This window comes from Mesorhizobium sp. M0870 (assembly GCF_040319775.1).
In the GTDB taxonomy this organism is placed as follows: Bacteria; Pseudomonadota; Alphaproteobacteria; order Rhizobiales; family Rhizobiaceae; genus Mesorhizobium.
The window spans coordinates 133,728-145,564 of sequence record NZ_JAMYOI010000016.1; the positions used below are offsets into that span (position 1 = coordinate 133,728).

10 protein-coding genes and 1 pseudogene are annotated in these 11,837 nt (G+C 63.2%); 5 read left to right on the forward strand and 6 right to left on the reverse strand.

Features of this window, described 5'->3' with window-relative positions:
* The first annotated feature begins 1 nt into the window (after position 1).
* The 3 genes from NKH97_RS20375 (at position 2) to NKH97_RS20385 (ending at position 2,768) form a co-directional block, all read left to right on the forward strand.
* On the forward strand, positions 2-1,159 hold the full coding sequence (locus NKH97_RS20375) for an amino acid ABC transporter permease (protein ID WP_127289116.1): 1,158 nt from the start codon (positions 2-4) through the stop codon (positions 1,157-1,159).
* Positions 1,160-1,239: 80 nt separating this feature from the next.
* On the forward strand, positions 1,240-1,989 hold the full coding sequence (locus NKH97_RS20380) for an amino acid ABC transporter ATP-binding protein (protein WP_031213892.1): 750 nt from the start codon (positions 1,240-1,242) through the stop codon (positions 1,987-1,989).
* A gap of 110 nt (positions 1,990-2,099) precedes the next feature.
* The gene (locus NKH97_RS20385) at positions 2,100-2,768 is read left to right on the forward strand and encodes a TIGR02117 family protein (protein WP_352798623.1); all 669 of its coding nucleotides are present in this window, start codon (positions 2,100-2,102) and stop codon (positions 2,766-2,768) included.
* Between the two features lie 224 nt (positions 2,769-2,992).
* Here NKH97_RS20385 and NKH97_RS20390 read toward each other — a convergent pair whose 3' ends face one another.
* Both NKH97_RS20390 and NKH97_RS20395 read right to left on the reverse strand, forming a co-directional pair.
* Entirely contained in the window at positions 2,993-4,234 is a 1,242-nt protein-coding gene (locus tag NKH97_RS20390) for an FAD-dependent monooxygenase (RefSeq protein WP_352798625.1), read from the reverse strand.
* A 19-nt stretch (positions 4,235-4,253) separates the two neighbouring features.
* A complete protein-coding gene (locus NKH97_RS20395) occupies positions 4,254-4,499 on the reverse strand; it encodes a zinc-finger domain-containing protein (RefSeq protein WP_352798627.1) in 246 nt (81 codons plus the stop codon).
* Positions 4,500-4,745: 246 nt separating this feature from the next.
* Between NKH97_RS20395 and NKH97_RS20400 the strand changes: the two genes are divergently transcribed.
* On the forward strand, positions 4,746-6,947 hold the full coding sequence (locus NKH97_RS20400) for an RNA degradosome polyphosphate kinase (RefSeq protein WP_128305382.1): 2,202 nt from the start codon (positions 4,746-4,748) through the stop codon (positions 6,945-6,947).
* On the forward strand, positions 6,947-8,482 hold the full coding sequence (ppx, locus tag NKH97_RS20405; RefSeq protein ID WP_352798630.1) for an exopolyphosphatase: 1,536 nt from the start codon (positions 6,947-6,949) through the stop codon (positions 8,480-8,482). The genes NKH97_RS20400 and ppx overlap by 1 nt, the downstream gene beginning before the upstream one ends.
* Positions 8,483-8,717: 235 nt before the next feature.
* On the opposite strand, the gene NKH97_RS20410 is transcribed toward ppx, so the two are convergent.
* The 4 genes and pseudogenes from NKH97_RS20410 to NKH97_RS20425 all read right to left on the reverse strand — a co-directional run.
* Entirely contained in the window at positions 8,718-9,122 is a 405-nt protein-coding gene (locus NKH97_RS20410) for a DoxX family protein (RefSeq protein WP_352676940.1), read from the reverse strand.
* A gap of 155 nt (positions 9,123-9,277) precedes the next feature.
* Positions 9,278-9,697, reverse strand: coding sequence for a DoxX family protein (locus NKH97_RS20415; RefSeq protein WP_127289105.1), 420 nt, complete (start codon positions 9,695-9,697; stop codon positions 9,278-9,280).
* A gap of 236 nt (positions 9,698-9,933) precedes the next feature.
* Positions 9,934-11,331: a class II fumarate hydratase gene (gene fumC / locus NKH97_RS20420; protein WP_352798632.1), complete on the reverse strand. Its 1,398-nt coding sequence runs from the start codon at positions 11,329-11,331 to the stop codon at positions 9,934-9,936.
* A gap of 381 nt (positions 11,332-11,712) precedes the next feature.
* Positions 11,713-11,837: pseudogene (locus tag NKH97_RS20425) on the reverse strand (IS5/IS1182 family transposase); the annotation flags it as partial.

The window sequence follows — 11,837 nt, forward strand, 5'->3', positions numbered from 1 at the left end:
CATGCAAGAACATGATATGTCCTGGGTGCGAACCGAAATGGTGCTGGCGCAGCCGGCGCCCGCCAGCGTCACCGGCCTCGGCGCATGGGTGCGCAAGAACCTGATCGCTTCTGCCGGCGACACCATTTTGACCATCGTCGGCATCGCCCTGGTGGCGATGATCCTGCCGCAAATCATCAATTGGGCGTTCATCAACGCCGTGTGGACCGGACCGGACCGGACCGTATGCGCCACGGTGGCGCAAGGCGGCATCCAGCCGGATGGCTGGACCGGCGCCTGCTGGGCTTTCGTCAACGCCAAATTCGGCCAGTTCATGGTCGGACGCTATCCCATCGAGGAGCGCTGGCGGCCGATTTTGGTCGCCATACTGTTCGTGGCACTGCTGGTGCCGATGCTTATCCCGAAAGTGCCGCGCAAAGGGCTGAATGCGGTTCTGCTGTTCTTCGTGCTGCCGGTCGTCTCCTTCGTCCTGCTGGTCGGCGGCATGTTCGGCCTGCCGCATGTCGAGACCTCGCTGTGGGGCGGGCTCTTGGTAACGCTCAGCCTGTCTTTCGTCGGCATTGCCGTGTCGCTGCCGCTCGGCATCGTGCTGGCGCTCGGCCGCCGTTCCAAGATGCCGATCATCAAGACGCTGTGCGTCGTCTTCATCGAGACGGTGCGCGGCATCCCGCTGATCACCGTGCTGTTCTTTGCCAGCGTCATGCTGCCGCTGTTCCTGCCGGAGGGTGTCTCGTTCGACAAGTTCCTGCGCGCTTTGATCGGTGTGTCGCTGTTTGCCGCCGCCTATATGGCCGAAGTGGTGCGCGGCGGCCTGCAGGCGATTCCCAAGGGCCAGTATGAAGGTGCCGATTCGCTCGGTCTCGGCTATTGGCAGAAAATGTATTTCATCGTCATGCCGCAGGCGCTGAAACTGGTCATTCCGGGCATCGTCAACACCTTCATCGGCATGTTCAAGGACACCAGTCTGGTCATCATCATTTCGATGTTCGACCTGCTCGGCATCGTCAAACAGAATTTTTCCGATGCAAACTGGGCAACCGCGCAGACGGCGAGGTCCGGCCTGATCTTCGCGGCCTTCGTCTTCTGGCTGTTCTGCTTCGGCATGTCGCGCTATTCAATGTACACCGAACGCCGGCTCGACACCGGCCACAAACGTTAAACAAAAGAACAAGGGGACCCCCTGTCATGGCCACCGAAAATGCCGTCAGCGCCGAAGAGATCAAGGTCAACGCCGCCAAGATGCAGATTTCCACCACCGATGTCGCCATCGACATCATCGCCATGCACAAATGGTATGGCGAGTTCCATGTGCTGAAGGACATCAACCTGAAAGTGATGCGCGGCGAGCGCATCGTCATCTGCGGCCCCTCCGGCTCCGGCAAATCGACGATGATCCGCTGCATCAATCGCCTGGAGGAGCACCAGAAGGGCAAGATCATTGTCGACGGCAAGGAATTGACCAACGATCTCAAGAAGATCGACGAGGTGCGCCGCGAGGTCGGCATGGTGTTCCAGCACTTCAACCTGTTTCCGCATCTGACCATCCTGGAGAACTGCACGCTGGCGCCGATCTGGGTGCGCAAGACGCCGAAGAAGCAGGCCGAGGAAATCGCCATGCATTTCCTCAAGCGCGTCAAGATTCCGGAACAGGCCAACAAATATCCCGGCCAGCTTTCCGGCGGCCAGCAGCAGCGTGTGGCGATTGCCCGCTCGCTGTGCATGAACCCGCGCATCATGCTGTTCGATGAGCCGACCTCGGCGCTCGATCCGGAGATGATCAAGGAAGTGCTGGAGACGATGGTTGGTCTTGCCGAGGAAGGCATGACCATGCTGTGCGTCACCCACGAGATGGGCTTCGCCCGCAAGGTCGCCAACCGGGTGATCTTCATGGACCAGGGCCAGATCGTCGAGCAGAACACGCCGGCCGAGTTCTTCGACCACCCGCGCCACGAGCGCACGAAGCTGTTCCTGTCGCAGATCCTGCACTAGGCCTCGACGGCCACGAAGAGCCCGGCTGAAACACTGCCGGGCTCTTTTGCGTGTGGGATAACAGGCGGGCGTTCGTGTCGCGCCGGAGCGCGTTTGCAGGGCCGCCTTTCATGAAAAGACTGGGACGTTTTCTAGGTCTTCTGTTGGTTGTCGTCGCACTCGCCGTGACGACGGGCACCTTCGTGCCGCGGCCGCTGTGGCCGGCGGCCGCGGCCATGCCCGCGGCGACGCGCCACATCCTGGTGCTGAACAATCCGATCCACACCGATATCGCCATCCCGGTCGATGACGCCGTGCGCCGGCGGTTCCATTTCCTGGTCGACGCGGGCATACCGGCCGACAGGCCGGAGGTCCGCTACATCGTCTTCGGCTGGGGCGGCCGCGCCTTCTACCTGGAGACGCCGACATGGTCCGAGCTGAAGGCGGTCCCGGTGATGAAGGCACTGACACTCGACGCCTCGGTCATGCATGTCGATGTCGCCGGTGACATCGTCGAACCGCGCCCCGATATCGCGGGGTTCGACATCACCGAGGATCGGTTCACGGCGTTGCTCGATTTCATCGATGCGAGTTTCCAGCGGGGACCGGAAGGCCCGCTCCTCGTTCCGGACGCAGCCTATTCGAGGTTCGACGGCTTCTACGAAGCCAATGGCCATTTCAACGCACTGGTCGGCTGCAACACCTGGACGGCGGCCGCCTTGCGCATCGCCGGCCTGCGCACCGGCTGGTGGAACCCGCTGCCTGTATCGCTCGGCCTGTCGATGAGCTTGTACAATTAGCGTGGGTATTCCGCGAATTGGCGTCGCGTTCCTTCACACCCCCCTCTGTCCTGCCGGACATCTCCCCCGCAAGGGGGGAGATTGGCAGTTGCAACGCCTCACTTCCCCTCGCGACGTTGGTGATTGGCGAAAGCAGTGGTGACGGCTGATCTCCCCCCTTGCGGGGGAGATGTCCGGCAGGACAGAGGGGGGTGCTGTCCCACCAACCGATTGTGCTTGTACGCTCAGCGTCGAATGATCTTCTGAGCCCGCCAGCCGTAGAGCCAGTCCAGATCCGCCGCGAGTTTTTCCGACGAGCGCACCTTCAGGAACACATTGCGCGCAATCGCCACTGGACCCGAGGCATGCCAGGCCAGCCGGTTGACAGCGCCGCGTCGGGTGACCTGCGCGACACGCGGCCGCCGTGACTGCTCCCAGCCGGCAAGCGCGGCCAGGGGGTCGGCAGGGAAGTCGGCGATGATGTCGGCAAGCGTCGCCGCATCCTCGATCGCCATGGCCGCACCTTGCGCCGCGAATGGGGTCATCGCATGCGCCGCGTCGCCGATCAGCGCGATGCCGTTCGGTGTTGTCCAGGGCTGTTGCGGGTCGACTGTGTGGATCGGCCATGCGGTCCACGGACCGGCCTGCTCGACCAGACGGGCAAGTTCTGCCGCGGTGCCGCGCAGGGCGCTGCTCAGGATCCCGGCGTCGGCGTTGCCGGACCAGCCCTCGGCAATGCGGTCGCCCTTGGTGAAGGCCGCGAGATTGAAGGCCGCACCCTTGCTGACGGGATAGGCGACCATATGGAAGCCGGGATGCAGGAAGGTGGTGACGCAGTCCTTGGCGCCGATGGCTGCAAAGGTTTGCCCGGCGGCGCTGTCAACAGCGACGGTGGCGCGCCAGGCCAGTTCGCCGGAGAAATGGCTCCTTGCGAAGGCCGCTCCCTTGCTCGAGCAGGCAAGCCCGCGTACCGACGACCAGACGCCATCGGCGCCGACCAGCAGGAAGCCCTCGGCTTCGACAGTCTTGCCGGCCATCTCGGCCGTCGCCGTGATGCCATGGGTGTCGGCGGCAATGGTGCTGATGCGCGCCCCGGTGACGATCTCGATGTTGGCGATTTCGTCGGCCCTCGCCAGCAGCGCGCTCTGCAGGTCGGCCCGATGAGCGACGAGATAGGGTGCCCCCCAGCGGCTTTCGGCGGCTTGCCCCAGCGGCACGCGCGCCAGTTCGCGCAAGGTCACGGCCTCCTTCAACACCACGGCTTCCGGCCGCACCGCCGCCGGCAGCAGCCGGTCGAGTACGCCAAGCTGGCGAAGGATGCGTGTCGCGTTGGGAGAAAGCTGAATGCCGGCGCCTGCCGCTTCCAGGCGCTGCGCCTGTTCGAACACCCGTACCGAGTAGCCGCGTTCGGCGAATGCAAGAGCTGCGGTCAATCCGGCGACACCCGCCCCGGCGATGACAATTTGCCGGGAGCGCGTGTCGGTCATCGGGCTGGTCGCGAAAGACTCAGGCGGCCTGATCGATGTAGATGCAGCCGGCCGGCAGCGTTTCGGTTGCCTTCAGCTTCGGCGAATGGCGGTAGAGCGTCGAGCAATAGGGACAGACTTTTTCGTTGTCGTCGCCCATGTCCAGAAACACATGCGGGTGGTCGAAAGGCGGATTGGCGCCCGTGCACATGAATTCCTTCACGCCGATGTCGATTGCCTGATAGCCCGCATCGTTCTGAAAATGGGGAATGGAACCGCCTGCCATCGTCGTCTCCTTAACGCAGTCTCGTCTGCATCTGGATCATATCAGGCCTCTTTGCAAGTTCGATGAAATCAAACTGTCGCAAAAGCCTGTCAGAGGATAAGTTAAGCCGGTTAACGCATGGCCCCGAAGACCGACACCGGTTTTCGGCAAGGACCATGCGTCGCCTTGGAGTGGTAGAGCGTCCTTTGCGCGTCCTGAATGACGCGCGGCGCTTTAGCTGGCTGACGGTGTGGAAGAGCGGGAATCATGAACGAACTGAAGCCGGTGCAGAACGAATTCGTGGATGTCGAGGTGGCTCGCCCGGAGGGCGGCAATCCGGACCGGTTTGTCAACCGCGAGTTTTCCTGGCTGCAGTTCAACCGGCGCGTTCTCGAGGAATCGCTGAACCTCAATCATCCGCTGCTGGAGCGCGTCCGCTTCCTGTCGATCTCGGCGGCCAATCTCGACGAGTTCTTCATGGTGCGCGTCGCCGGCCTCGCCGGCCAGGTGCGCGAGGGCATCACGCTGAAGAGCCCTGACGGCCGCACCCCCGAACAGCAGCTCGAACAGCTGCTGCGCGAGGTCGAGCGGCTGCAGGAAGACCAGCAGAAGAGCCTTTCGGCGCTCACCGTGCTGCTCAACAAGGAAGGCATCGAGAGCATCACCCGCGATGCGCTGACCAAGGACGAGAAAATCTGGCTGGAAGACCATTTCCAGGGGCAGGTGTTCCCGGTGCTGACCCCGCTGTCGATCGACCCGGCGCATCCGTTCCCGTTCATTCCCAATCTCGGCTTCTCGATGGCGCTGCAACTGCGCCATCGCAAGAACGGCGAAGAGATGAGCGCGCTGCTGCGCCTGCCGGTAGCGCTGAAGCGCTTCATCCGTCTGCCGGACCGCAAGCATCACGTCCGCTTCATCCCGCTGGAAGAGGCGGTCGGCCTCTACATCGGCAAGCTCTTCCCCGGCTATGAGGTCAAGGGCTCCGGCACGTTCCGCATCATCCGCGACAGCGATATCGAGGTCGAGGAGGAGTCCGAGGATTTGGTTCGCCTGTTCGAAACGGCGCTGAAGCGGCGGCGGCGGGGTTCGGTGATCCGCATCGAATTCGACAGGCTGATGCCTGATGAATTGCGCGACTTCGTCGCCGGCGAGCTTGGCGTGTCGTCCAGCCGCATCAGCGTCTTGACCGGTCCGTTGGCGCTCAGCCAGATTTCCGAGATCGTCGCCGTTCCCCGCGACGACCTGAAATTCACGCCCTACAATCCGCGTTTTCCCGAGCGCATCCGCGAGCATGGCGGCGATTGTTTCGCGGCCATCCGCGAGAAGGACATCGTCGTCCATCACCCCTACGAATCGTTTGACGTCGTGGTGCAGTTCCTGCGCCAGGCGATGGCCGATCCGGAAGTGGTGGCGATCAAGCAGACGCTTTACCGCACCTCCAACGACAGCCCGATCGTGCGTGCGCTGGTCGACGCGGCCGAAGCCGGCAAGTCGGTCACCGCACTGGTCGAGCTCAAGGCGCGCTTCGACGAGGAAGCCAACATTCGCTGGGCGCGCGACCTGGAGCGCGCCGGCGTGCAGGTCGTGTTCGGCTTTCTCGAGCTGAAAACCCATTCGAAAATGTCGCTGGTGGTGCGGCGCGAGGACGGCAAGCTGCGCAACTACGTGCACCTCGGCACCGGCAACTACCATCCGGTAACGGCGCGCATCTACACCGACCTGTCCTTCTTCACCACCGATCCGACGATCGCCCGCGATGTCGCCCAGCTGTTCAATTTCATCACCGGCTATGCCGAGCCGACGGACGAAATGCGGTTGGCGATCTCGCCGTTCACGCTGAGAAGCCGCATCCTGAAGCACATTGCCGACGAGATTGCCTACGCGGTGCAGGGGAAACCGGCGCGCATCTGGATGAAGATGAACGCGCTCGTCGATCCGATCATTATCGACGCGCTCTACGATGCCAGCCGCGCCGGCGTCGAGGTCGACCTGGTCGTGCGCGGCATCTGCTGCCTGAGGCCGCAGGTTCCGGGCCTGTCGGAAAACATCCGCGTAAAATCGATCGTCGGCCGTTTTCTCGAGCACAGCCGCATCTATTGCTTCGGCAACGGTCATGGCCTGCCATCGGACGAGGCGATCGTCTACATCTCCTCGGCCGATCTGATGCCGCGCAATCTCGACCGCCGCGTCGAAACCATGGTGCCGATCACCAATCCAACTGTGCACGAACAGATCCTTGGCCAGATCATGCTGGGCAACATCATGGACAATCAGCAAAGTTTCGACGTATTGGCTGATGGAACCTCCCGGCGCGTCGTGCTGGAGGAGGGCGAGGAACCGTTCAACGCGCAGGAATATTTCATGACCAATCCGAGCCTGTCGGGACGGGGTGACGCGCTGAAGTCGCATGCGCCCAAGCGCATTGCGCAGTTCAAGCGCCGCAAGAAGAACGCAGCAGCGTCCGGCTGATGCTGTCTGATTCCCAGGGCCGGTTGCAGGACCGCCGACCGCTGTCCATCATCGACATCGGATCGAATTCGATCCGTCTCGTCGTCTATGAGGGGCTGGCGCGTTCGCCGACCATGCTGTTCAACGAAAAGATGCTGGCCGGTCTCGGCCGCGGCATCGTGTCGACCGGCAAGCTCGACCCCGAGGCGGTGACGCGCTCGATGGAGGAGTTCCGCCGCTTTCGCGCGCTCTCCGACCAGGCCGGCGCCGAGCATATGTATGTGCTGGCCACCGCCGCCGCCCGTGAGGCTATCAACGGTCCCGATTTCATTCACCGCGCCGAGGACGTGCTGAAGACCGAGATTCGTGTCATCAGCGGCCGTCAGGAAGCCTATTATTCCGCGCTCGGCGTCATTTCCGGCTTCCACCCGGCCAATGGCATCGCCGGCGATCTGGGCGGCGGCAGCCTCGAACTGGTCGACGTCAGCGGCGAAGCGATCGGTGACGGCATCACGCTGCCGTTGGGCGGCCTGCGCCTGCAGGACATGGCGAAGAACTCGCTGGCTCAGGCGGCGAAGATCGCGCGTGACGAACTGGCGAAGGCGAAGCTGTTGAAAGGCGGGCAGGGCCGGCCCTTCTACGCCGTCGGCGGCACCTGGCGAAATCTTGCCCGGCTGCACATGGAAATGACCAACTATCCGCTTGGTGTCATGCACCATTACGAGATCTCGGCCGAAAGCGCGGCGAATTTCCTCAAGCAGGTGGCCAAGGCCGAGATCGAGAAGGTCAAGGGCATCGAAGGCGTTTCCAAGAACCGCCGTTCGCTGCTGCCCTATGGCGCCGTCGTGCTGCAGGAGATCATGGCGGCGATGCAGCCGTCGAAGATCATCGTTTCGGCTCTGGGTGTACGCGAAGGCTTTCTCTATTCGCTGCTCGACGAGGCGGAGCAGAAGGCCGATCCGCTGATTTCGGCCTCGGAAGAACTCGCCCGCCTGCGCTCACGCTCCGTCGCCCATGCGCATGAGCTCGTCGACTGGACCGCCAAAACCTTTGCTGCCTTCGGCATCGACGAGACCGAGGACGAGGCGCGCTACCGCCACGCGGCCGCATTGCTGGCCGACATCGGCTGGCGCGCGCATCCCGAATATCGCGGCAAGCAATCGCTCAACATCATTGCGCACGCCTCCTTCTTCGGCGTCGACCATCCCGGCCGTGCTTTCCTGGCCATGGCCAACGCCTATCGTCACGACGGCATCTTCAACGAAGCCATCGCCCCCGAGATCAAGGCGCTGGCGCCGCCGCGTTATCTGGAGCGGGCGCGCGTGCTCGCCGCGATGATGCGCGTCGCCTACCTGCTGACGGCGTCGATGCCCGGCATCATGCCCAGGCTGAAATGGGAACAGCGCGCCAACGGCGTGCTGGCGCTGGTCTTGCCGGCATCGCTGGCCGATCTCTATGGCGAGCGGCCGGCCGGGCGCCTGGCGCAACTGGCCAGGATCACCAACCGCCGGCTGGTGCTGGCCGTCGAAGGTGGGCCCAGTGGGTCGGTGAAGTAGAGTCGGAGCAGAGCGGATTAGAACCTGCTCGGTCGAGTTTCTTCACACCCCTCTCTGTCCTGCCGGACATCTCCCCCGCAAGGGGGGAGATTGGCTGCTTCGTCGTCGGTGCTTTTTTCTTGCAACATTGAAGATTGGCGAAAGCCTGGATGACATCCGATCTCCCTCGTTGCGGGGGAGATGTCCGGCAGGACAGAGGGGGGTGCTGTCCCGTCGACGTTTCCAACCCAGTCCGTCAGGCCAAACCGCGCCCGTCGACCGACCACGCTCCCGCACCGGCCATCGCCAGCGCAACGAACCCGCCTGCTATCGTAATGTCCTTCATCAGCATCTGCTGGTGCAGGAAGGCGAGCATCGCGTCGCCGCCGCCCTGGCCGTAATGGCCGATGAAACCGGCGGCAATGCAGAAGGCGGCGAGCAGCAGCGCTGCGATCCGGGTCTGGAAACCGACCAGGATGAGCAGCCCGGCGATCAGTTCGAATACTCCCGTGCCCCAGGCGGCAAGCGTCGGCAGCGGCAGGCCGAGGCCGGCGAAATAGCCTGTCGTGCCGGCAATATCGCTCAAAGCTTGGAAACCGGAGGGCACGAACAGGGCGGCGAGCAGCAGCCGGGAGAGCAGGAGCAGCGCGTTGCGGGGCATGTTCACCTCCGTTATCGGCCGCCGGCCGGCCTCGTCCGATGCCCCGATCCTATAGAAAACTCCGGCCGACAGATCGGCGGGCATGTACCAACAACGAAAAAGCGGCGCGGAAAATTCCGCGCCGCTCTTTCGTTCGGCTATTGCCAGTTTTTGGCTCAGCCGCGCTTGGCGTCGATCGAATAGGCACCGGCGCCCGAGGAAGCCAGCACGAGGAAGCCGCCAGCGATGGCGAGGTTCTTGAGAAACTGGATCATCTGCATCTGGTCAGCCCAACCGGTGTGGGCGACCAAGCCGGTAGCGACCGTGAAGATCGCCAGCACCCAGGCGACAATCCGGGTCTTGAAGCCGACGAGGATGGCGAGGCCGCCGAGAAGCTCGATCAGGCCGACGACAATGGCCGTTACGGTCGGCAAGGGCAGGCCGAGGCTGCCGAAATAGCCGGCCGTGCCGGTGATGGCGGTCAGCTTGCCGAAGCCTGAAAGCAGGAAGATGACGGCAAGCAGGACGCGGCCGAGGAGAATGGTGGTCGAGGCATTGGATGCGCCGGAACCGGCGACTGAAGTGTTGATGGACATGGTGGCTCTCCGGAAGGGGTTGATACCGGTGAGATAGAGCAAGCCGACTGTTCACCAAAGCCACCAGGTTGGCGACACATTGTTCACAGTACTTACATTTCCGTGATCGGGCGGCCTGCGAAAAATTCGCTTCAGGTCAGGTCGTGACGGGAGTAAATTCTCCCGTCGCCAAATACCGGGCTTTTGGTTGACGCAATTCCGGACGGAAAACCGCAAGACATTTTTCCTGGAATTGTTTACCCCGGATGCGTCATGTCCTCCGGCCGCACCAGCCGGTCGTAATCGGCTTCGCTGACCAGCCCGGTGGCAAGCGCTTCCTCGCGCAGCGTGGTGCCCTTCTTGTGCGCGGTCTTGGCGATCTTGGCGGCATTGTCGTAGCCGATGGTCGGCGCCAGCGCCGTCACCAGCATCAGCGAGCGGTCGAGTGCCGCCTTGATGTTGTCTTCGCGGGCCTCGATGCCGACGACGCAATTGTCGGTGAAGGAGACCGAGGCGTCGGAGAGCAACTGCACCGACTGCAGGAAGTTGTAGGCCATCAGCGGGTTGTAGACGTTGAGCTCGAAATGGCCTTGGCTGCCGGCGAAGGTGAGCGCCGCATTGTTGCCGAACACCTGCACGCAGACCTGCGTCAGCGCCTCGCACTGGGTCGGGTTGACCTTGCCCGGCATGATCGACGAGCCCGGCTCGTTTTCCGGCAGCGACAGCTCGCCGAGGCCCGAACGCGGGCCGGAACCGAGGAAACGGATGTCGTTGGCGATCTTGAACAGCGCGGCGGCCGCCGCATTGATGGCGCCGTGCGAAAACACCATGGAATCATGGGCCGCCAGCGCCTCGAACTTGTTCGGCGCGGTGACGAAGGCAATGCCGGTGATGGTGGCGATGCGATCCGCCACCCTTTCGGCGAAGCCGACCGGCGCGTTGAGGCCGGTGCCGACGGCGGTGCCGCCTTGCGCCAGTTCCTGCAGGCCTGGCAATGTCAGCTCGATGCGCTTGATCGACGAGGCAACCTGCGCGGCGTAGCCCGAAAATTCCTGGCCGAGGGTCAGGGGGGTGGCATCCTGCGTGTGCGTGCGGCCGATCTTGATGATGTGCGCGAAGGCCTTGGTCTTGGCCTCGAGTGCCTTGTGCAGGTGCTTCAGCGCCGGCAAGAGGTCGTGCACGATGCGTTCGGCGCAGGCGATGTGCATGGCCGTCGGATAGGTGTCGTTCGACGACTGGCTCATATTGACGTGGTCGTTGGGATGCACCGGCTTCTTGGAGCCCATGACGCCGCCCAGCATCTCGATCGCCCGGTTGGAGATCACCTCATTGGCGTTCATGTTGGACTGCGTGCCCGAGCCGGTCTGCCAGACCACGAGCGGGAAATGGTCGTCGAGCTTGCCGTCGATGACCTCTTGTGCCGCCTCGACAATCGTCTTGCCGATCGCCGGGTCGAGCCGCTGAAGGTCCATATTGGCTTCGGCCGCGGCCCGCTTGACGATGCCCAGCGCGCGCACGATCGATGCCGGCTGCTTTTCCCAGCCGATCTTGAAATTGCCAAGGGAACGCTGCGCCTGCGCGCCCCAATAGCGGTCGGCGGCGACTTCGATCGGGCCGAACGTGTCGGTTTCGGTTCTGGTCTTTGCAGCGGTCACGGGTCTCTCCTTGTCGAAGTCGGCAACGGCGTATCGCGTTGCACAAACGGCTTCAAGCGGAGATTGCGGACGGCGAGGATGCAAATCGGTTGAAGGTGCGGCGCTTCTCGCCTTCTCCCCTTGTGGGAGAAGGTGGATCGGCGCGCAGCGCCGAGACGGTTGAGGGGTGGGTGACGGAGTGCCGTCGGCGCCAAGCTGGAACACCCCTCATCCGACCTCTTCGCGGCCACCTTCTCCCACAAGGGGCCCGTTGCGTTATTAAGTTATAGGGGCAAGGAGGGAGGGTCAGGCCAATGTGGGGTGCCTTGCGGCTCGGGTTTGAGGCCGGATTGGCTGGGGTTTGACGGGTTCGGCGGATTTCGGGCGCAATGCGACCCTGTATTAGGTCGCCAGCGTCACCCAGCGGCGCATGTTGAAGGCCATGGCGGCGATGAGGATCTGTCCTGCCGCCTTGGCCAAGCCGCGGTAGCGGATGGCGCAAAGCCGCATGCGGTTCTTCAAGGTGG

Coding starts and splice junctions, on each gene's coding strand:
- NKH97_RS20375 (WP_127289116.1), top strand. CDS start 2: ATGCAAGAACATGATATGTCCTGGGTGCGAACCGAAATGGTGCTGGCG.
- NKH97_RS20380 (WP_031213892.1), top strand. CDS start 1,240: ATGCAGATTTCCACCACCGATGTCGCCATCGACATCATCGCCATGCAC.
- NKH97_RS20385 (WP_352798623.1), top strand. CDS start 2,100: ATGAAAAGACTGGGACGTTTTCTAGGTCTTCTGTTGGTTGTCGTCGCA.
- NKH97_RS20390 (WP_352798625.1), bottom strand. CDS start 4,234: ATGACCGACACGCGCTCCCGGCAAATTGTCATCGCCGGGGCGGGTGTC.
- NKH97_RS20395 (WP_352798627.1), bottom strand. CDS start 4,499: ATGGCAGGCGGTTCCATTCCCCATTTTCAGAACGATGCGGGCTATCAG.
- NKH97_RS20400 (WP_128305382.1), top strand. CDS start 4,746: ATGAACGAACTGAAGCCGGTGCAGAACGAATTCGTGGATGTCGAGGTG.
- ppx (WP_352798630.1), top strand. CDS start 6,947: ATGCTGTCTGATTCCCAGGGCCGGTTGCAGGACCGCCGACCGCTGTCC.
- NKH97_RS20410 (WP_352676940.1), bottom strand. CDS start 9,122: ATGCCCCGCAACGCGCTGCTCCTGCTCTCCCGGCTGCTGCTCGCCGCC.
- NKH97_RS20415 (WP_127289105.1), bottom strand. CDS start 9,697: ATGTCCATCAACACTTCAGTCGCCGGTTCCGGCGCATCCAATGCCTCG.